This is a genomic window from Hymenobacter sp. 5317J-9, assembly GCF_022921075.1.
GTDB lineage: Bacteria > Bacteroidota > Bacteroidia > Cytophagales > Hymenobacteraceae > Hymenobacter.
The window spans coordinates 350,888-371,348 of sequence record NZ_CP095050.1 but is presented as its reverse complement, the minus strand read 5'-3'; the positions used below and the strand labels follow the sequence as shown (position 1 = coordinate 371,348).

18 protein-coding genes are annotated in these 20,461 nt (G+C 63.0%); 6 read left to right on the top strand and 12 right to left on the bottom strand.

Annotated elements, in window-relative coordinates; translation table 11 throughout:
• Positions 1 to 81: 81 nt before the first annotated feature.
• Positions 82 to 1,701: a TlpA disulfide reductase family protein gene (locus tag MUN81_RS01570; protein WP_245114651.1), complete on the bottom strand. Its 1,620-nt coding sequence runs from the start codon at positions 1,699 to 1,701 to the stop codon at positions 82 to 84.
• Between the two features lie 245 nt (positions 1,702 to 1,946).
• The gene (radA, locus tag MUN81_RS01565; RefSeq protein WP_190926100.1) at positions 1,947 to 3,344 is read right to left on the bottom strand and encodes a DNA repair protein RadA; all 1,398 of its coding nucleotides are present in this window, start codon (positions 3,342 to 3,344) and stop codon (positions 1,947 to 1,949) included.
• Positions 3,345 to 3,519: 175 nt separating this feature from the next.
• On the opposite strand from radA, the gene MUN81_RS01560 reads away from it, so the two are divergent.
• Together MUN81_RS01560 and MUN81_RS01555 are read left to right on the top strand one after the other, a co-directional pair.
• The gene (locus MUN81_RS01560; RefSeq protein ID WP_245114650.1) at positions 3,520 to 4,926 is read left to right on the top strand and encodes an ATP-binding protein; all 1,407 of its coding nucleotides are present in this window, start codon (positions 3,520 to 3,522) and stop codon (positions 4,924 to 4,926) included.
• Between the two features lie 156 nt (positions 4,927 to 5,082).
• Positions 5,083 to 6,741, top strand: a complete 1,659-nt coding sequence (locus tag MUN81_RS01555) for an FAD-dependent oxidoreductase (protein WP_245114649.1) — start codon at positions 5,083 to 5,085, stop codon at positions 6,739 to 6,741.
• A gap of 97 nt (positions 6,742 to 6,838) precedes the next feature.
• Here the strand turns inward: MUN81_RS01555 and rfbA are convergent, their stop codons facing one another.
• The 6 genes from rfbA to MUN81_RS01525 form a co-directional block, all read right to left on the bottom strand.
• The gene (gene rfbA, locus MUN81_RS01550; protein ID WP_245114648.1) at positions 6,839 to 7,717 is read right to left on the bottom strand and encodes a glucose-1-phosphate thymidylyltransferase RfbA; all 879 of its coding nucleotides are present in this window, start codon (positions 7,715 to 7,717) and stop codon (positions 6,839 to 6,841) included.
• A 110-nt stretch (positions 7,718 to 7,827) separates the two neighbouring features.
• Positions 7,828 to 8,835 (bottom strand): SDR family oxidoreductase, encoded by a 1,008-nt coding sequence (locus MUN81_RS01545; RefSeq protein ID WP_245114647.1) that lies wholly within the window; start codon positions 8,833 to 8,835, stop codon positions 7,828 to 7,830.
• Positions 8,836 to 8,936: 101 nt separating this feature from the next.
• Entirely contained in the window at positions 8,937 to 9,992 is a 1,056-nt protein-coding gene (gene rfbB / locus MUN81_RS01540) for a dTDP-glucose 4,6-dehydratase (RefSeq protein ID WP_245114646.1), read from the bottom strand.
• A gap of 82 nt (positions 9,993 to 10,074) precedes the next feature.
• Positions 10,075 to 11,097 carry a UDP-glucose 4-epimerase GalE gene (gene galE, locus MUN81_RS01535; RefSeq protein ID WP_245114645.1) on the bottom strand — a complete coding sequence of 341 codons (1,023 nt, stop codon included), beginning with the start codon at positions 11,095 to 11,097 and terminating at the stop codon, positions 10,075 to 10,077.
• A gap of 100 nt (positions 11,098 to 11,197) precedes the next feature.
• The gene (locus MUN81_RS01530; protein WP_245114644.1) at positions 11,198 to 12,493 is read right to left on the bottom strand and encodes a nucleotide sugar dehydrogenase; all 1,296 of its coding nucleotides are present in this window, start codon (positions 12,491 to 12,493) and stop codon (positions 11,198 to 11,200) included.
• A 4-nt stretch (positions 12,494 to 12,497) separates the two neighbouring features.
• Entirely contained in the window at positions 12,498 to 13,124 is a 627-nt protein-coding gene (locus MUN81_RS01525; protein WP_245114643.1) for an acyltransferase, read from the bottom strand.
• A gap of 92 nt (positions 13,125 to 13,216) precedes the next feature.
• Here MUN81_RS01525 and MUN81_RS01520 point away from each other — a divergent pair, with 92 nt between their 5' ends.
• Positions 13,217 to 13,807, top strand: coding sequence for a Uma2 family endonuclease (locus tag MUN81_RS01520; protein ID WP_245114642.1), 591 nt, complete (start codon positions 13,217 to 13,219; stop codon positions 13,805 to 13,807).
• Here the strand turns inward: MUN81_RS01520 and MUN81_RS01515 are convergent, their stop codons facing one another.
• Genes MUN81_RS01515 through MUN81_RS01500 form a run of 4 tightly spaced genes read right to left on the bottom strand, consistent with a single transcriptional unit; the run spans position 13,808 to position 17,445 of the window.
• Positions 13,808 to 14,197: a hypothetical protein gene (locus tag MUN81_RS01515; RefSeq protein ID WP_245114641.1), complete on the bottom strand. Its 390-nt coding sequence runs from the start codon at positions 14,195 to 14,197 to the stop codon at positions 13,808 to 13,810. It lies immediately after the preceding gene.
• A gap of 11 nt (positions 14,198 to 14,208) precedes the next feature.
• Positions 14,209 to 15,651 carry an aldehyde dehydrogenase gene (locus MUN81_RS01510; RefSeq protein WP_245114640.1) on the bottom strand — a complete coding sequence of 481 codons (1,443 nt, stop codon included), beginning with the start codon at positions 15,649 to 15,651 and terminating at the stop codon, positions 14,209 to 14,211.
• A gap of 54 nt (positions 15,652 to 15,705) precedes the next feature.
• A complete protein-coding gene (locus MUN81_RS01505; protein WP_245114639.1) occupies positions 15,706 to 16,656 on the bottom strand; it encodes a glycosyltransferase family 2 protein in 951 nt (316 codons plus the stop codon).
• A 30-nt stretch (positions 16,657 to 16,686) separates the two neighbouring features.
• Positions 16,687 to 17,445 (bottom strand): class I SAM-dependent methyltransferase, encoded by a 759-nt coding sequence (locus MUN81_RS01500; RefSeq protein WP_245114638.1) that lies wholly within the window; start codon positions 17,443 to 17,445, stop codon positions 16,687 to 16,689.
• Between the two features lie 225 nt (positions 17,446 to 17,670).
• Between MUN81_RS01500 and MUN81_RS01495 the strand changes: the two genes are divergently transcribed.
• From MUN81_RS01495 to MUN81_RS01485, 3 genes are read left to right on the top strand one after another with little or no spacing between them, the layout of a single operon-like run.
• Positions 17,671 to 19,242, top strand: a complete 1,572-nt coding sequence (locus MUN81_RS01495; RefSeq protein WP_245114637.1) for a glycosyltransferase family 39 protein — start codon at positions 17,671 to 17,673, stop codon at positions 19,240 to 19,242.
• Between the two features lie 50 nt (positions 19,243 to 19,292).
• Positions 19,293 to 19,841 (top strand): hypothetical protein, encoded by a 549-nt coding sequence (locus MUN81_RS01490; protein WP_245114636.1) that lies wholly within the window; start codon positions 19,293 to 19,295, stop codon positions 19,839 to 19,841.
• Positions 19,842 to 19,901: 60 nt separating this feature from the next.
• Positions 19,902 to 20,441 (top strand): carbohydrate binding domain-containing protein, encoded by a 540-nt coding sequence (locus tag MUN81_RS01485; RefSeq protein ID WP_245114635.1) that lies wholly within the window; start codon positions 19,902 to 19,904, stop codon positions 20,439 to 20,441.
• Positions 20,442 to 20,461 lie beyond the last annotated feature (20 nt).

Genomic DNA, 20,461 nt, shown 5'->3' with positions numbered 1-20,461 from the left:
TCCCTCGCAAAAGCCGTTGGCCGGCCTCGGGACGCGAACTACAAAGTTCGCGCTACTTAAGTTACGTCTTGCCGACGCGGGCTACTTCTTCGTGGCCGGAAAATCGATGGCGCTGGTGTAGGTGCTGGCTTTGCCAAACGACTGGTTGATTTCGTCGATGGCGGCGCGGCTGCTCAGGCGCTTGGGCTTGGTGTTGAGGAAGGTGCCGTCTTCGCCCACCAGCATGTAGGTGGGCACTTCCTGCAGCGCGTATTCCTTGGCTACCTGCGAGCGGAGGCCACCGCCGGGCACGCGCACCTGCACACCGGGCAGTTTTTTTACGGTTACGAGCGACTTCCAAGCCTGCTCATTCTCGTCCAGGGCAATATTGATGAAGGTGATGTTTTTGCCTTCAAACTTGCGCATCAGCTCCTGGGCGTAGGCCAGGTCGCGCAGGCACAGGCCGTTGGTAGACTTCCAGAAGTTGAGGTAAACCAGCTTCCCAGCGAAGTCGTGCAGGTGCACCGTGTCGCCGGTGGCCGTGGCCAGCTTGAAATCGGGCGCCGGCGCGCCGATGGCAAACTCCTTGTGCCGGTCGAAATCGTCCTGCAGCGTGGGAAAGTATTGGTTTTTGGGGTCGTAGTTGCGGAAATCGGCCAGCATGGCGGCCGACTGCTTCACGTGGCCAAAGCGGAAGGATTCCTGCAGGATGCGGCCCAGAATGATGGCGCGCGTGGGCCCAGTGAGCTTCTTGCTGGCCAGGGCATAGGAAGCCGGATAGAAGTCCGGGTCGGTGCGCTGGTGCTTGTCCTGGGCCACGGCGAAGTGGACGTAGTTCAGCAGAAACTCGTGGTATAGCTCACTCTGGGCGGCGTTGGGGTCGTTCAGCAGGCCGGGCTCGCGCAGGAAGTTGTAGTAGTCGGGGCCCATTTTCAGGCGGCCCTCGGTGTTTACCACTTGCTCGCGCAGGTCTTGGAAGGTCAGCTTATCGTTGGCATAGGCGTACACCACCTCGGCGTGGGCGTAGTTGTAGAAGTCCTGCGTGAACGACTGCTTGGCGGCGTGGTCTTCCAAGAACTCGAACTGGTGCTTGCGGCGGTACTCCAAGAACGACAGAAACGGCGCCTCGTAGAGCTGGATGTTATCGGGCAACACCTGGAAACCATCGTTTTCCACGAATTGGGCGTCGGCTTCCACCAGGTAGTTGTTGGCGTTGGCCCCCTGCTGGCGGTGGCGCTGCTCGTCGGTGAGGTTGTTGCCGTTGCGCAGCTTGGTGGCCAGGCCGGTGGGCACGTCGTTGGCTTTGAACCGCAGCGTGCCCGACATGTCGTTGCCCTTGAAGCGCGCTTCGATGTCGGTGCCGGGGTCCAGAAACAGGGGGGCCACGTCGTCGCCATACACCAAGTCGGCCTTGGTGGGGCCGCTCACGGGCACGGTGAGCCGGAACTCGCCCTTGTCGCCGATTTTGGCTCGAAACAGCTTTTCCTTGGGGTCGAGCGGGTTTTCGCGCAGCGAGATGGCCACCGAGTCGGTGGTGGGGGAGCTGATGCGGCCGGTGAGCGTGGCTTTGCCGCCCACAACGGCTTCGGCGGCCGGGGCTTTGCGGGCCGCGGCGCCCACCACGGTGGTCGTGGTGCGGCCCTGCCCGTGGCCCAGCAGCGGCGCCAGCACCAGCGCCGCGCCCACCAACCGACGCGCATACGTAATGAAAGACGACATCATATCACGAAATAACTAGCGGCCAGCAGGCGCTGGCCGCTGCCAAAAATCGACTAAACGGGGTGACGCTATTTTTGGCTCTCACCTATGAATTCGCGGTAAAAGCCTATCAGCACTCCGAAGATACGGCTTTTTGATTTATAAAATCCAAATCCCTTAACAGAATTTTTAAGGCCTTCCCGCGGGCAGTACTCGACAAAAGCCTCAGGGCACTATGGGCACTGGCTGATTATCAGCGCCGTTTTTGGCTAACCGAACAGGCCATTCAATACTTCGTCGAGCCGGCTCACGGCTTGCACCTTCAGGCCAAACCGGGCTAAGTCCAACCCTTTGCCGTTGAACTGCGACACGTACATCTCCCGGAATCCTAATTTTTCGGCTTCGGCCAGGCGCTGGTCGAGGCGGCTCACGGCGCGGATTTCGCCGCTCAGCCCGACCTCGGCCGCCAGGCACACGTTGCCGGGAATGGGCAGGTCGTTGAGCGACGACACCACGGCGGCGCACACGGCCATGTCGAGGGCGGGGTCGTCGAGGCGCAGGCCGCCGGCGATGTTCAGGAACACGTCGTGCTGACCCAGGCGCAGGCCGGCGCGCTTTTCGAGCACGGCCAGCAGCATTTGCAGGCGCTTGGCGTCGAAGCCGGTGCTGCTGCGCTGCGGCGTGCCGTAGGCCGTGGGCGACACCAGGGCCTGCACCTCCACCAGCAGCGGGCGGTTGCCCTCCAGCGTGGCTCCGATGGCCATGCCGCTCAGGCTCTCGCCGCGCTGCGAGAGCAGGATTTCGGAGGGGTTGCTCACCTGGCGCAGGCCGTCGCCCTGCATCTCGTAGATGCCCAGCTCGGAGGTGCTGCCGAAGCGGTTTTTGGTGGTGCGCAGAATGCGGTAGCTCAGGTGCCGGTCGCCCTCGAACTGCAGCACGGTGTCCACCATGTGCTCCAGGATTTTGGGGCCGGCAATGCTGCCGTCCTTCGTAATGTGGCCGATGAGCAGCACAGGCGTGCTGGTTTCCTTGGCAAACTTGAGGAACTCGGCGGTGCACTCGCGCACCTGGCTCACGCTGCCGGCGCCGCTTTCCACCAGCGTGGAGTGCATGGTCTGGATGGAGTCGATGACGAGGATGTTGGGCTGCACCTGGTCAATCTGCCGGAAGATGTTCTGGGTGTTGGTTTCGGTGAGGATGTAGCAGCCCGACTGCTGGCCGGCGGCCATGCGCTCGGCGCGCATCTTTATCTGGGCTTCGCTTTCCTCGCCGCTCACGTAGAGCACCTTCATCCGCTTCAGGCTGAGGGCAATTTGCAGCATGAGCGTGCTCTTGCCGATGCCCGGCTCGCCGCCGATGAGCACCATGGAGCCCGGCACGATGCCGCCGCCCAGCACGCGGTTCAGCTCGCCGTCGGGGGTGATAATGCGAGGCTCGTCTTCCACCAAGATGTCGCCGAGCTGGACGGATTTTGCCGCTTTGGCCAAGTTGCCGCCGGGCACCGTGCTGGCGGGCTTCCACTGGCCCGTGGTGGTGGCCGCGGTTTCTTTCTGGACCACTTCTTCGACGTAGGTGTTCCACTCGCCGCAGGCCGGGCAGCGGCCTATCCACTTAGCGCTCTGCGCGCCGCAGTTCTGACAGAAAAAGACGGTTCTGGCTTTGGCCATGAAAAAGGCTTATTTTCGAGAAGGTAGGGAATCAATTACAAGGTCGGCGCAGCCAAAAAAGTTGCCTCCAAACTGAAGCATTTGGTGGCCGGTGCCGTCATCAAGTAAGCGCAAGGTACAACCCGGCCCATGCTGCATTCCGTCAACATAACGCCCCGCCCGGGGTTGCTTCCTCATGCCCGAAACTCCTGCCCTCACCGCCGCCGACCTGGCCACCGTCACGGCCTTTGCCGGCCTGCCCGACGCCACGCTGGAGTGGCTGCTAGCCCACGGCGCAAGCCGCACCGCCGCCCACAATGAAGTGCTCTTCGAGCCCGGCTCCCCGGCCGAGCTGATGACGGCCATCATTCGTGGCGGCATTCAGTTCTACGCCGTGAAGGGCGCCCAGCGCGAGCCCATTTTCCGGGCCGAGGCCGGACAGGTAACGGGCGTGTTGCCCTATTCCCGGCTGCGCGTTATCAACGGCCAGGGCACGGCCGTGGGCGACACGCTGCTGTACACGCTGCACCGGGACCATTTCCCGGCCTTGGAGCAAGTTAGCCCCGAGCTCACCCAGCGCCTGGTGGCGGTGATGAACGACCGCAGCCGCGACCAAGTGCGCAACCAGGAGCGCGACGACAAGCTGCGCGCTCTGGGCAAGCTCTCGGCCGGCCTGGCCCACGAGCTCAACAACCCTGCCGCCGCCATTGCCCGCGCCGCCCAGGCCCTGGCCACACGCGCCGCCGCCAAGCCCGCCCTGTTTGTGGAATTGGTGGGCCACTGCCCCTCGCCCGAGGCCATGCGCGCGCTCACGGGACTGGCCGTGCCGGCTGCGTCGGCCGCGCCGCTGTCGGCCCTGGCCCGCGCCAATGCCGAGGACGAAGTGGCCGAATGGCTCGAAACCCAGGGCGTACCCGACGGCTACGGCCTGGCTTCGACGTTCATTGAGGCCGGCCTAGCCCCCGAGGCGCTGGCCACCACGGCCGCCCTGCTGCCCCCGGCGGCGCGCCCGGCGGCCTTTGCCTGGCTCGAAGGCCAGCTCACCACCATGCAGCTGGTGCGCGACGTGCAGGAGGCCGGCGGCCGCATCAGCAAGCTGGTGGCCGACGTGAAAACCTACTCGCACATGGACCGCGACGGCGGCTTTGAGTCTCTGGACGCGACGGCCGGCCTGGAAAGCACACTCAACATGCTGGGCTTCCAGCTGCGCCAGAAAAACGTGGCCGTGGTGCGGGAGTACGCCCCCGATTTGCCGCCGATACGAGGCCGCGTGAGCAGCCTAAACCAGGTGTGGACCAACCTGCTCGACAACGCCATTGATGCCCTGCCGGCCCAGGGCGGCGAGCTCACGCTGCGCGCCGTGCGGGAGGGCGACTTTGTGCGCGTGTTCCTGCGCGACAACGGCTCGGGCATTCCCGCCGAGGTGTTGCCGCATATCTTCGAGCCCTTCTTCACCACCAAGCAGGCCGGCGACGGGTCGGGCCTGGGGCTTGATATTGCGCAGCAGATTATCCGGCAGCACGACGGCCGGCTGGAAGTAAATTCGGAGCCCGGCCGCACCGAATTTTGTGCCTGGCTACCGGTGGCGGGGGCGCAGGCGTAGCATGGCTGCACGGCCGGAGCGCCTCACCCCCGGCCCCTCCACCAAAGGAGCGGGGTGCCTGACGCCCACGCAAGACCGGTGCCCCCTCTCCTATGGGAGAGGGGGTCAGGGGGTGAGGCGCCCCGTCAGAACCTTATAAAAACACCACCCCCAACCATGGCCACTCCGAAACCCATTATTCTCGCCGTTGATGATGACCTGCAGGTGCTGGGCGCCATTGCCCGCGACCTGCGCCAGGAATTCAGTAAAGACTACCGCATTCTGCGCGTCAACTCCGGCCCGGAAGCCCTCGATACTATCCGGGAGCTGCATGAAAAAGAAGAGCCACTAGCCCTTATTGTGGCCGACCAGCGCATGCCCGAGCTCGAAGGCGTGGAGCTGCTTACGGCCTCGCGCGAGTATTTCCCCGACGCCAAGCGCGTGCTGCTCACGGCCTACGCCGACACCGAAGCCGCTGTGCGAGCCATCAACTCGGCCCGGCTCGACCATTACCTGATGAAGCCCTGGGACCCACCCGAAAACCTCCTCTACCCCACCCTGCACGACCTGCTCACGGCCTGGCAGGCCACGCACAAGCCGCGGTTTGACGGGGTGCGGCTGATTGGGTTTCAGTGGTCGCCGCTGTCGCACGAGCTCAAGGACTTCCTCAGCGGCTACATGGTGGGCTACCAATGGCTCGACTACGAAACCAGCGCCGAAGCCCAGGCATTGGTAAAAGCCCGCGGCTTCGACGCCACCAACCTGCCGCTCATCATCTGCGCCGACGGCAAGGCCGTGGCCAACCCCAGCAAAACCGACCTGGCCAACCACCTCGGCATTGCCAACCAGCCCTTGCAGGAGCTCTACGACGTGGTGGTGGTGGGCGCCGGTCCCAGCGGCCTGGCCGCCGCCGTGTACGGCGCCAGCGAAGGCCTCAAAACCCTCATCATCGAGCGCCAGACGCCCGGCGGACAGGCCGGCACCAGCTCGCGCATCGAAAACTACCTGGGCTTCCCCACGGGCCTGAGCGGGGCCGAGCTGGCCCACCGCGCCTGGACGCAGGCCGTGCGCCTCGGCGCCGAGTTCCTGGCCCCACAGGACGTGACCAAGCTGTGCATTCAGGACGGCTACAAAGTCCTGACCCTGGGCGACGGCCGCGAGGTGAAAACCAAGGCCGTGGTGCTGACCACCGGCGTGAGCTACCGCACTCTCGACGTGCCGGGCATGGACCGCCTCAGCGGCGCGGGCGTGTACTACGGCGCGGCCCGCACCGAGGCCCGCAGCTGCGACCAGCAGGACGTGTACATCGTGGGCGGCGGCAACTCGGCCGGCCAGGCGGCCATGTACCTGGCCACGTATGCCCGCAAGGTCTACATCGTCATTCGCGGGGCCAGCCTGGCCGCCAGCATGTCGGCCTACCTCATCGAGCAGATTCGCAACACGCCCAACATCGAGCTGCTGCCCTTCTCCCAAATCAAGGAAGTGTGCGGCCAGGACCACCTCGAAGCCGTGATGCTGGACCAGAACGGCACGGTGGAAAAGCGTGAGGCCCGGGCCCTCTTCGTCTTCATCGGCGCCAAGCCCAGCACCGAGTGGGTGTGCGACCAGGTGCTATGCGACGGCAAAGGCTTCGTGCTCACCGGCCGCGACCTGGTGACCGACCCGCGCTACCCGCAGGTCTGGAAAAAGACGCGCGAACCTTACCTTCTCGAAACCTGCGTGCCCGGCATCTTCTCAGCCGGCGACAGCCGCGCCGGCGCTATGGCCCGCGTGGCCTCGGCCGTGGGCGAGGGCAGCATGGCCATCAAGTTCGTGCACCAGTATCTTGATGAATAAGTGTTAGGGCGGGAGGGTAAGAGGGTGTGGGGGTATGAGTTTGGCAGATACCGCACAACTCCCACCCCCACACCCTCCTACCCTCACGCCCGATAACCTACTCCCGCACCACCAACTGCTCGGGCAGGTTCATGAGGTAATCGCCGTAGCCGCTTTTGCGCAACGGCTCGGCGAGGGCGCGCAGCTGGTTGGCATCGATGAAGCCCTGGCGGTAGGCAATTTCTTCGATGGCGCCCACCTTCAGGCCCTGGCGCTGCTCAATCACGCGCACGAACTCGCCGGCCTGCATCAGGCTCTCGAAAGTGCCCGTGTCGAGCCAAGCCGTGCCGCGGCCCAGAATGCCCACTTTAAGAGTGCCGCGCCGCAGGTACTCGCGGTTCACGTCCGTGATTTCGTACTCGCCGCGGGCGCTCGGCTGCAGGTTGCGAGCTATTTCGATGACGTCGTTGTCGTAGAAATACAGGCCCGGCACGGCGTAGTTGCTCTTGGGTTTAGCCGGCTTTTCCTCAATGCTGAGGGCCTTTTTGTTGGCGTCGAATTCCACCACGCCGTAGCGTTCGGGGTCGAGCACGTGGTAGGCGAATACCACGCCGCCACTGGGGTCGCTGTTGGCTTTGAGCAGCGACTCCAGGCCGGCGCCGTAAAAAATGTTGTCGCCGAGCACCAGCGCCACCTTGTCGTTGCCAATAAAATCGGCCCCAATCACAAAAGCCTGGGCTAGGCCGTTAGGCACCTCCTGCACGGCGTACTGAAAGTCGCAGCCCAGGCTCGTGCCGTCGCCTAGCAGCTTCTGGAACTGCGCCTGGTCGTGCGGCGTGGTGATAATCAGCACCTCCCGAATGCCCGCCATCAGCAGAATCGACAGCGGATAGTATATCATCGGCTTGTCGTACACGGGCATGAGCTGCTTCGAGACGGCCAGCGTGAGCGGGTGCAGGCGGGTGCCGGAGCCGCCGGCGAGGATAATGCCTTTCATGAGCGCAAGGTTTCGCGAGGTTAAAAGAGGTTTCGCAAGGTTTTTATCTTGGTGATGAACTGCCAAAGGCAACCTTCGCGAGACCTTGCTGTACCTCGCGAAACCTTGCGCTAGTTGCGCTCCTGAATGAAATCCTGGTTGGCTTTGAACCACTCGAGCGTCTTTTTCAGGCCTTCGCGAATGCGCACCTGGGGATGGTAGCCCAGCAGGCGGTTGGCCTTTGAGATGTCGGCCAGCGAGTCGCGAATGTCGCCGGGGCGGTCGGGGCCGAACTTGGGCGCCAGGTCGGAGCCGGCTTCCTCGCGCAGGATGTCATACATCTGCACCAGGGAGGTGCGGTCGCCCACGGCGATGTTGTACACCTGGCCCAGGGCCTCGGGGTTCTGCACCAAGGCGGCGCGGATGTTGGCTTCCACGCAGTTTTCCACGAAAGTGAAGTCGCGGGTCTGGCCGCCGTCGCCGTTCAGCGTGGGCGGCTCGTTGCGCAGAATGGCGTCGATGAACAGCGGAATCACCGCCGCGTAGGCTCCGCCCGGGTCCTGGCGCGGGCCGAAGATGTTGAAGTAGCGCAGGCCGATGATTTCCATGCCGTAGGTGCGGGCAAACACGTCGGCGTACAGCTCGTTGGCATACTTGGTCACGGCGTAGGGCGAGAGCGGCTTGCCGATGCGGTCCTCTACCTTGGGCAGGCCGGGGTGGTCGCCGTAGGTCGAGCTGCTGGCCGCGTACACAAAGCGCTTAACGCCCGCGTTTTTGGCGGCCGTCAGCATCTGCACGAAGCCACCCACGTTCACGTCATTGGTCAGCACGGGGTCTTTGATGGAGCGCGGCACCGAACCCAGCGCAGCCTCGTGCAGCACCACGTCCACGCCTTCGCAGGCATTGGCGCACACGGCCGCGTCGCGGATGTCGCCGTCCAGAATTTCGAGGCGGGCATCGCCGGCAAACAGCGCCAGGTTCTTGCGGAAGCCATTGGAGTAGTTGTCCAACGTCCGCACCTTTTTCACGCCGTATTTCAGCAGGTACTCCACAATGTTGGAGCCGATGAAGCCGGCGCCACCGGTCACGAGAAAGGTCAGATTGTCGAGCGGCTGCTCGTGGAAGGGGTTTTCGTACATAAGTTCAGTTAACGGTTATCAGTGAGCAGTTAACAGTTCATCAAAGGCTGCTGAACGACACTGTTCACTGCTCACTGATAACCGTTAACTGAAGCCCAGCGCTAGCGCCCGGCGTACTGCTTTTGGTTGTAGTCCTGGTAGGCACCGCTGGTCACGCTGGTCAGCCAGTCCTCGTTGGCAAGGTACCAGTCCACGGTTTGGGCCAGGCCCTCTTCAAAGGTCACGGACGGCTTCCAGCCCAGCTCGTGCATGATTTTGGAGGAGTCGATGGCGTAGCGCATGTCGTGGCCGGCGCGGTCGGTCACAAACTTGATGAGCTTGCGCGAGGTGCCCACTTCCTGGCCCGTTTTCTGGTCTACCACGTCGCAGAGCAGCTCGATGAGCTTGAGGTTCTGCCACTCGTTCACGCCGCCGATGTTGTAGGTATCGCCGTTTTTGCCTTGGTGAAACACCGCGTCGATGGCCGTGGCGTGGTCTTTCACAAACAGCCAGTCGCGCACGTTTTCGCCCTTGCCGTACACCGGCACCGGCTGGCCGGTGCGCAGCCGGTGAATGGCCAGCGGAATGAGCTTTTCGGGGAAGTGATTGGGGCCGTAATTGTTCGAGCAGTTGCTCAGCTTGATGGGCAGGCCGTAGGTGTGGTGCCAGGCGCGCACAAAGTGGTCGGACGAGGCCTTGGATGCCGAGTAGGGCGAGCGGGGGTCGTACGCCGTTTCCTCGGTGAACATCTCGGGGCCGAAGTCCAGCGAGCCGTACACCTCGTCGGTGCTCACGTGGTAGAACACGTGGCCGTCGTAGCCGCCGGGCTGCCACAGGTGGCGCGCCGCGTTCAGCAGGTTCACCGTGCCGATGACGTTGGTTTTCACAAACGCCATGGGGTCGGTGATGCTGCGGTCGACGTGCGACTCCGCGGCCAGGTGAATCACCGCGTCGGGCTCCTCGGTGGCAAACAGTTGGTCTATGAAATTCTGGTCGGCAATGTCGCCCTTGATGAACTTGTAGTTTGGCGCGTTTTCCACGTCGCGCAGGTTCTCCAGGTTGCCGGCGTACGTCAGCGCGTCGAGGTTAAGAATCTGATAGTGGGGGTACTTCGTGACGAACAGGCGCACGACGTGCGACCCTATAAAGCCCGCGCCACCGGTGATGAGGATTTTCATGGTATCAATGGATGAATGGGTGAATGGCCGAATGGAAGAATGGCTTCTCGGGCTTCATTCACCCCTTCAGCCATTCACCCATTCACCCATTGCCCAGCGTCTGCTGCCACTTCCAGGCGCTGGCCAGGGCCTCGGCCAAGGTGCCTTCGGTTTTGAAGCCGAGCACCGTTTCGGCCTTGGTGGCGTCGGCGTAAATGGCGGGCACGTCGCCGGCGCGGCGCGGGCCCAGCTCCACGTTCAGTTTCTGGCCGCTCACTTCCTCGAAGGTGTGCACCACCTCCAGCACGGTGTTGCCGCGGCCGGTGCCCACGTTGAAGGTTTCCACGTTGTCGGCCGCCTTTTTCTCAAGCAGGCGGCGCACGGCCACCACGTGGGCCTTGGCCAGGTCCACCACGTAGATGTAGTCGCGCACGCAGGAGCCGTCGGGCGTGTCGTAGTCGGTGCCGTACACGGTCAGCTGCTCGCGAATGCCGGCCGCCGTTTGGGTGATGAAGGGCACCAGGTTCTGGGGCACGCCCAGGGGCAGCTCGCCGATTTTAGCCGACGGATGCGCCCCGATGGGGTTGAAATAGCGCAGCAGGATGGTGCGCGGCCCACCGGCGGCGGCCACGTCGGTGAGGATGTCCTCGGCCATCTGCTTGGTGGCGCCGTAGGGCGAGGTGGCTTTTTTGGTGGGCGTGGCCTCGGTCACGGGCAACTGGTCGGGCACGCCGTACACGGTGCACGACGACGAGAACACAATGCTCTCCACGCCAAACTCCGGCATCAGCGCCAGCAGGACCAGCAGCGAGTCGAGGTTGTTGCGGTAATACGCCAGCGGCTTTTTCACCGACTCATTCACGGCCTTGAAAGCCGCGAAGTGAATGACACCGGCAATGCCGGGCTCCGCCTTGAACACGCCGCGCAACGCTTCTTCGTTGGCGCAATCAATCTTATACTGCGGCACGCTTGTGCCCAGGATGGCTTCAATGCCGGCCACTGCCGACTCCTGCGAATTACTGAAATCGTCGACGATAATGGGTTGGTACCCTGCCTGATACAGCTCCACCACCGCGTGCGAACCGATGTAGCCAGCGCCGCCCGTAACTAAAATTTTGGTACGCATAATTTTCAATGGGTGCATGAGCGACTGCGGTAAGGGCGAAGGAGGCAGACGACGCGAAACGTCATTCGCTCATTTGCCCCGTCCCGCAGTCGCCTATTGGTTACAGGCTCCAGTACTGCAGGTCCGTCATCTTGCCCCGGTACAGGCCTTTGATGTCGACCAGCACGGCGTTGTCGGAGGTGATGGATTTGAAATATGCCTCGTCTTTTTCGGCGTAGGGCTGGTGGCCCACGGCCACAATCACGGCGTCGTAGTCTTTGCGCACGTCGTCGTTGGGCGTGAGGCGGAAGCCGTATTCGTGGTGCAGCTCGTTGGAGTCGGCGTGCGGGTCCACGATGTCGACGTTCACCGAGAAGTTTTTCAGCTCCTGAATCACGTCGGCCACTTTCGAGTTGCGGATGTCTTCCACGTTTTCCTTGAAGGTGGCACCCATCACCAGCACGCGGCTTTTGGCCACGTCCTTGCCCTTCTTAATCATCATCTGCACCGTTTTGCGGGCGATGTAGGCGCCCATGTTGTCGTTGGTGGTGCGGCCCGATAGAATGACTTTCGCGTCGTAGCCCAGCTCTTTCGCTTTGTAAGTCAGGTAGTACGGGTCGACGCCGATGCAGTGGCCGCCCACCAGGCCGGGGCTGAATTTCAGGAAGTTCCACTTGGTGCCGGCGGCTTCCAGCACCTCGTAGGTGTTGATGTTCATGCGGTCGAAAATCATCGACAGCTCGTTCATCAGGGCGATGTTAACGTCGCGCTGGGTGTTTTCGATGATTTTAGCGGCCTCGGCCACCCGGATGCTGCTGGCGCGGTGCACGCCGGCGTCCACCACCAGCTCGTATACCTTGGCAATGGTGTCGAGGGCTTCCTGGTCGTTTCCGCTCACCACCTTCACGATGCGGCGCAGGGTGTGCTCCTTGTCGCCGGGGTTGATGCGCTCGGGCGAGTAGCCCACCTTGAAATCATTCGGGAATTTCAGGCCCGACAGGCGCTCAATCACCGGAATGCAGTCCTCCTCGGTGCAGCCGGGGTACACGGTGCTCTCGAACACCACGTAGTCGCCCTTTTTCAGCACCTTGCCCACCGACGACGACGCGCCGAGCAGCGGCTTGAGGTCGGGCATGGCGTGCTCGTCGATGGGCGTGGGCACGGCCACGATGTAGAACTGCGCCTGGCGCAGCACCTCCAGCGAGTCGGTGAAGGTGATGTCGCAGCCATCAAACGCCTCTTTTTCCAGCTCACCGCTGGGGTCGATGCCCTGCTTCATCTGGGCCACGCGGCCGGCGTTGATGTCGAAGCCAATGACCTTCAGCTGCTTCGCGAATTCGAGGGCGATGGGCAAGCCCACGTAGCCGAGGCCGATAACGGCCAGGGTGGCCTCTTTGCGCAATAATTGGTCGTACACGTGGTTAGTTTTTCGGGGTTCGTTTTTCGTTTTTAGGAAGCGGGCGCACCGACTGTTGGTCGGCGCTCAGCTCGTAATGTTCGCCGCTTTCGGGGCAAGTGGCGCGGCGGTTAGCGTCGAAGGCGAGCCGGTGGCCGTAGGCGCTCATCCAGCCCTGCGGCCGGGCGGGCGCGCCGTATACGAGGGCATAGGCCGGCACGTCGTGCGTGACCACGCTGCCCGCGCCCACAAAAGCGTAGCGGCCCAGTCGTACGCCGCACACGATGGTGGCGTTGGCCCCCACCGTCACGCCCTGCTCCAGGTAGGTGCTCTGGTACTGGCCGGCGCCCTTGCGGGGCACGGCACTGCGCGGGTTTTTCACGTTGGTAAACACCACCGAGGGGCCCAGGAACACGTCGTCTTCGCACACCACGCCGCCGTAGAGGCTCACGTTGTTTTGCACCTTCACGTTGCGGCCCAGGGTCACGCCGTCGGCCACGAATACGTTCTGGCCCAGGTTGCAGTTGTCGCCGATGTCGGCCCCGGCGCACACGTGGCAAAAGTGCCACACGCGCGTGCCCAAGCCTATCTGACAGCCTTCGTCGAGGACGGCTGTGGGATGGGCATAGTAATCGGCGGCGGGGTGGGGCATGCGGGGCAAGCGGGTGGTTCGGCCGGCAAAGGTAAGACGGGGACGGGGGTTAGGGTCGTACTTTTGGGTAATTCCCTCAATCCGACTGCATCATGGGCCAGCGTGCGTTCCAAACCGACCTACCCGCCTACGTTTCGCCCGAAGACTACCTGCGCCTGGAGCGCGCGGCCGAATTCAAGCACGAATACTTCGAAGGGGTCGTTCGGGCGATGGCCGGCGCCAGCTACGCTCATAACCGCATTTGCACCAACCTCACGGTTGAAGTCGGCAGCCAGCTACGTGGCAAAAGCTGCTCCGCCGTAGGCAGCGACCAGCGGGTCCAGATTCTGAGCGGCAACGCCTACGTGTACCCCGACTTGACCGTGGTGTGCGGGCAGCCGGAGTTCAACGAAGAAAAAAAGTTTGATACGCTGCTCAATCCCACGCTGCTGGTAGAGGTGCTTTCGCCTTCCACCGCCAACAATGACCGGGGGGAGAAATTCATGTATTACCGCCAGATTCCCAGCCTGCGGCAATACCTCATTCTGGACGCGCAGACGGTGCACGCCGAGCTGTATTCGCGGGATGAGCTGGGCCGTTGGGTGCTAACTGAAACCCGCGACTTGAGCGCCGTGCTGGACCTGAGCAGCATCGCCTGCGAGGTGCCGCTGATGGATGTGTATGCGGGGGTGGAGCTTGGCTAATTATCTGTGATGCTTCGAGGCCAGCGTTTGCAGCACAGAAGCCATGCTGTAGCCGAGTGAAATCACGGCGTAAAAACAAAAGCTCACAAAGCTCAGCCAAAGCATGCCGATGAAGGTGGCCACCGATTCGCCGACGTGCCGCTGCCGCAATGACCACACCAGCAGGGCAGCATTGAAGGCCATGCCCAGCAGCCAGTTAATCAGTGCATTGGTTGCTGATGCCGCTTGCGCTAATGCCATATGCTCGTCCGGCACATTTGCGGGCGCCTTCACAAAGTGGATGTAAAGCGACGCATAGGCCCACAGACTATTGAGCAACAGCATCACTACAAGCATGACGAAGAAGCGAGGCCAGGCCGACCACAGGTTTCCTACTTGCTGATAGGGCATGGCGGGGCGCGCTACAGCTTCACGCACACATTTTGCGCCTCAGTGAAAAACCGCAATGCTTCCAGCCCGCCTTCGCGGCCCACGCCGGAGTTTTTCATGCCGCCGAAGGGAGTGCGCAGGTCGCGGTGCAGCCAGGTGTTCACCCACACGATGCCGGAATGCAGCTGGTGGCTCACGCGGTGGGCGCGTTGCAAATCGCGCGTCCAGAGAGTGGCGGAGAGGCCGTAGTCGGTGCTGTTGGCCCAGGCAAGGGTTTCCTCCTCGGTGTCGAAGGGCGTGAAGGTGACGACGGGGCCGAATATTTCCTCCTGGTTGGTGCGGCAGTCGTGGGGCAGGTTTTCAAAGACCGTGGGCTCCAGGAAATAGCCGTTCTGGCAACGGCCAGGCACGGTGGCGCGGTGGCCGCCGGCCAGCAGGGTGCCGCCTTCCTCGTGCGCAAGCTTGATGTAAGCCAGCACTTTGTTTAAATGCGCCTCGCTTACCAAAGCCCCCTGCTTGGTATCCGCCTCGAAGGGGTCACCAATTTTCTGGGCCTCCAGCTGCTTGAGAAACTCCGCTTTAAAGTCCTCATAGATGGGCCGCTCGATGAAGAGGCGGGAGCCGCAAAGGCAAATCTGGCCCTGGTTGGCAAAGCTGCTGCGGATGCTGGTGGCCACGGCCGCGGCCAGGTCGCAGTCGGCGAAGATGATGTTCGGGTTTTTGCCGCCCAGCTCCAGGCTGAGCTTTTTGAACAGGGGCGCGGCGGTGCGGGCTAGGTGCCGCCCGGTGGCCGTGCCGCCCGTGAAGCTAATAGCTTTGATGCCCGGATGCTCCACAATGGCCTGCCCGCAGTTCGGCCCGTTGCCGTGCACGATGTTGAGCACGCCGGCCGGTAGCCCGGCTTCCATGCACAATTCGCTCAGCAAGAAGGCCGTGGCTGGCGTGATTTCCGACGGCTTGGCCACCACGCAGCAGCCCACGGCCAGGGCGGGCGCTATTTTCCAGGTGAAGAGGTAGAGCGGCAGGTTCCAGGGCGAGATACAGCCCACCACGCCCACGGGGTGGCGCACGGTGTAGTTCACGGCCACGCCTTCCTGCACGTGGGCCTCGGTGGCAAAGTGCTGGGCCGACGTGCCAAAGAAGTGAAAATTGGAGGCGGCGCGCGGAATGTCCATCACGCGCGCCAGGCTGAGCGGCTTGCCGTTGTCCTGGCTTTCGGCGCGGGCCAGGCGCTCCAGATTGGCGTCGATGAGGTCGGCGATGCGCACCAGCAGGCGGCCGCGCTCCTCGGCGGGCAGCGCGCGCCAGGCGGGCAGGGCGGCTTCGGCGGCGGCCACGGCGGCGGCCACGTCCTCGGGCCCCGAGTCCGGAATCTGGCCATACACCTGCCCGGTAGCGGGCTCGATATTGGGGAGGTAGCGGCCGGCCTGGGGCGGCACCAGTTGGCCATTGATGTAGTTGAGCAGATTGAGCATACGGGCGGGACTAGGTCGGCAAAGCTAACAAACCTATCCGGCGCAATGCCCCGGCTACTTGGCCGGCGCCACCACCGGCGGGAGGTTGGTATCCGAAATCAGGTACAGCGGACGCTGGCGCACGTTGGCCGATAATCGGGCCATGTACTCGCCGATGATGCCCACCGAAATGAGCTGCACCCCGCCTAGAAACAGGATGCTCACCATCAGGGAGGGCCAGCCCGGCTGGTAGTCGTGGCTGAAAAACCGCGCATACAGCGTGTACAGCCCCACCAGAAACGCCACTCCCGATACCAGAAACCCGGTGATGGTGGCCACCTTCAGCGGCACGTCGGAGAAGGCGGTGATGCCGTCCAGCGCCAGGCGTATCATTTTGCGGTAGGTGTAGCCGGTTTCGCCGCCGGCGCGCTCGGCGCGGTCGTATTCGATGTATGTCTGGCGGTAGCCAATCCAGGAAATCTGGCCACGGATGAACTTGTTCTGCTCCGGCATCAGGCGCAGGCCATCTACCACCTTGCGTGAGATGATGCGAAAATCGCCCGTGTCGACCGGAATGGAAATATGGGTGATGCTGGCCAGAATTCGGTAGAACACGCGGGCCGTGAGCTTCTTGGCCACGCTGTCGCCCTGGCGCGAGCGGCGCTTGGCGTACACCACTTCGTAGCCTTCCAGCATTTTCTGGCGCAGCAGCGGAATGAGTTCGGGCGGGTCCTGCAGGTCGGCGTCGATGATGACCACGGCCTCGCCGGCGGCCCGGTCCAGGCCGGCCGTCACGGCAATCTGGTGGCCGAAGTTGCGGCTCAGGTCGATGTAGCGCACCCGCGGGTCGCGGGTGGCCAGGTTCATTAGCAGCGCCAGTGACCGGTCGCGCGAGCCATCGTTGATGAAAATCAGCTCGAAGCCGCCGGGCAGCGCCATGGGCTCCAGCACGCTCAGCAGGCGCCGGTACAGCTCGTCGATGTTGGGTTCCTCGTTGTAGATGGGAATGATGACGGACAGCTCCACGCGGGCAGGGAATTGGCTAAGGAAGAAAAGCTAAGCAGGTTTCTGGGCCAGCGCAAACACGCTCACGCCCAAGGGCAGGTTGAAGAAGCGGAGCAGGCGGTTTTCGGCCTTCACCCACCACAGCAGCAGGCTATTGGCCGGACCGGAAAAGTGGCGCAGGTCGCCAGTTGAGCCCGCTTTTTTGATAGGCGACACCGGGCCCGACACCAGCCGGCGGCCCAGCCGCAGCGCGGCGGTGGGAAAGTACATGGCCGCATTCCAGAACGAGCTGCGCCGTGTGCGCAGGCCCGCCCGCTGAAGAGCGCCCACCAAATCCTGACGCGAATAGCGGCGGTAGTGGTGGTTCACCACGTCGTGCTCGCTCCAGAGGTAGGCGTGAGCCGGCACAAACACCAGCAGCTGCCCGCCGGGCTTGAGCACGCGCGTCCATTCGCGCAGGGCGCGGGCTTCGTCCTCAATGTGTTCGAGCACGTCGGACGCCACCACCACGTCGAAGCGGCCGTCGGTAAACTCCAGGGCGGCCCCGTCCATCAGCGAGGCGTTGGCCACGCCGCGGGCGTGGGCCAGCTCGATGGCGGGCGCGCTTACGTCGATGCCCGTCACGTCGAGGTAGCCGGCGGCGCGCAGGCGCTGCATGAGCGGCCCGCCCGAGCAGCCGATTTCCAGAATGGCGGCCGTGCGCGGCAGCTGCAGGCCGGCAATGAGGTCGTACACCGCGTCGCGGCGGCTGGCAAACCACCAGTGCTGTTCTTCGAGCTGGTGATATTTAGCTTCGTAGGTCAGGTCCATGCCAGGCAAAAGTACGGGTCTTTCCCATTGGCTTTTTCGCCTTCTCCTTCGGGCTGAGGCTCTGTTAGTTTGGTCCCGTCGTAGAGTTGGGGTGCCGGCGGCCGGCTGGCGGCAATGGGCGGGGCCGGTTTTCCTTGGCAGAACCGGCACTGCTTGCTTACGGAGTAAGCCCACTTTCCTACCTAACTTTCGACCTAATTTGACCGACTACCATTTCTTTCGTCTATGCCTTTTACCCTTGCCTCGGTTCGGTCCTTCCGGCCGCGGCCTTACCACGCCGCGGCGGCATTGCTTTTTGTGCTGTTGGGCGCCGTCTGCTACTGGCCTTATCTGACCCTGCTGCCGAATGGAATTCATGCCTGGGCGCAGTCGGACCGGTACACGTTGGCCATCAATTTCTACGATTACGGGCTTGACTTTTTCACGCCACGCACCTCATACCTGGGTTCTATCGGGGGCGTAACGGGGGTCGAGTTTCCCGTTCAGGCCTATGCAGCGGCGCTGGGCGGCGTCGTATTTGGCCGCAGCAGCATTCTGCCGCTGTTTCGGCTGCTGGATGTGGCCATGGTGATGCTGGGCTTCTACTACCTGTTCCGGCTGGTATTTGAGCGCACCGGTAATTTCACGGCGGCTTTGGTGCCAGCGGCGTTCCTGCTGTCGTCGCCGGTGTTTGCCTTCTACGCGGGCACCACCCTGCCCGACCCCTTCAGCCTCAGCCTGAGCTTTATTGGCTACTACTACTGGCTGCGGTTTTTCGACAGCCGCCATTTTCCTGACTTGCGCAAGGCCCTTCTCATTCTGGGGCTGGCGGCACTCGTCAAAACCACCACCGCCATGCACCTGATGGCCGTCATCGGCATCACCACGCTGTGGGGTTTTGCCCAGCCCGATTGGTTGAAATCCGGGCAGCGCTGGCGGTTTTTGGCCCTGGCGGGCGCGGTGGTGGCCGTGGTGGTGGGTTTTTATTTGCACAACCAGCACCTGAACACCGTGTACCAATCGGGTCAGTTTCTGGCCGAGGCCCGGCCCATCACCAACGACGACGAGTACCACGCCGTGCTGCAAAGCCTGGTCGGCTTGTGGCTGCCCGAGTACGCCACGGTGGTGCAATACCGGGTGCTGGCCGTTTGCCTGGTGCTGCTGCTGCTCTTCCTGCGGCCCAACCTCCGCCAGTTTTTGCCCTTGACCCTGCTACTGCTGGCGGCGACGGCGCTCGGGGCCATTTTTGCCAAGGTGATGGGGATACAGTTTGGCGCGCACGACTATTACGTCATTTGCTCCCTCTTTCCGCCCGCGGTGCTGCTGCTGCTCCTGGCCGTGCTCAACCTGGGCCGGTACGGCGGCAACGTGCGCTACCTCACCAGCGTGGGTTTCGCAGTGCTCACCTTCTTTCTGGTAGCGGATGGCTATAAGCGCCTGGGCAAGCGCATGGCCGACGACTACCCGCCTTTTTCGCCTTATCCCCACCTCTGGATGCGCGGCGGCGCCGAGGAAATGGCCCAGGCCCGGGTACCCAAGGCGGCCGCCATTCTGATGTTCAACGAAAGCGCGCCCAACATCGCGCCGGTGTATTTCGACCGCCGCGCCATGGTGTGGCAGCCCGGCAACGTGAGCGAGGTAACGGTCAACGATTTCCTCAACCGCATGGCGGCCGACAGCCTCGACTACCTGGTGATGGCTCCCGACGTGTACGCCCAACTGGCCCCGCAGCACGCCGCCATGGCCGCCGAACTGGATGTGGTGGGCCAAAAGCCCGCCATGATATTTCGCCGCCGCAACCGCTCGTGGCCGTGGTAGGGCCTTGCCCGCGCGTGCCGTTTCCCCTTTTGCCTTCTGCCTTCGCTGTGATGATTCGTAAAAATGCTCCTGTTTGGATACTCTTGCTCGGTGGCCTGCTGGCGGCGGCCAGCTGCCACCCGCGCGACGGCCGCCACGCCGTGGTACCCCGCGAGCTGATGCACACCAGCTTTGAGGAGCTGGGCTGGCTGCCGGAAGCCCCGCCCTCGCTTACGCCTGACAAAGCACATACCGGCAAGTACTCCGTGCGGGTCGACGACTCCAACCAGTACTCCCTCACGTACCACTCCGAGTTGGGCCTGCTGTGCCACCACAAGCCCCGCCGCTTCACGCTGAGCGCCTGGGTGTGGGTGCCCAGCGTGAAAGACGACGCCGAACTCATCTTCTCCTTAAGCAACCCCGGACAGCCCGACCCGGTGCTGCACAAATCCTTGTATCTCACCGATTCCGGCCCTTTTGAAGCGTGGAAATTTGTCAGCCGCGACTTTGACCTGCCGCCCAGCATCAGCACCAAGAGCGTTCTGGCCATTTACCTTTGGAAGGGCAGAGCCCAGGAGCCCGTTTATGCCGACGACATTCGCCTGACTGAGTTGTGGTGAGGTCCTACCGGTCCGGATTGCCTGTTGTTTTTTGCTTGTTTTTTTCTCCTCTCTTTTTTCATGAAAAACCTTTTACTGCCCCTGGCCGCTGTGGCCACCCTCTGCCTCGCTGGTTGCGGCGGAAAAACCGAAAAGGACCCGAATACCCTGGTCGAAACCGATTTTGAAACCCTGGCCGGGTGGATTCCCGAACCGCAAAGCGGGACGCTTACCACCGAGAAAGCGCACTCCGGCCGCTACGCCATTAAGGTCGACGGCAACCACGACTACAGCCTGACCTATAAGGTGCCAATGGGTGAGCTGCACGATACCCGCGTGAAGAAAATCAAGGTTTCGGCGTGGACCTTTGTTTCCGCCGCCGATGCCCAAGCGGCACTGGTGGCCGCCGTGGGCAACCCCGCCGACCCCAACAAACCGCTGCTATGGGATGCCACCGACCTGAACCATAGCCACACCCCCGGCAAGTGGGTAGAAATCAACAAGGTCTTGACGGTACCGGCCACGGCCTCCCCCGCCAGCACCTTGGGCGTGTACATGTGGCGCACGGGCGGCACCAAGCCGGTGTACCTCGACGACCTGAAAGTCACCATCGCAGAATAAGCATCCGCCCCCGGCGGCCC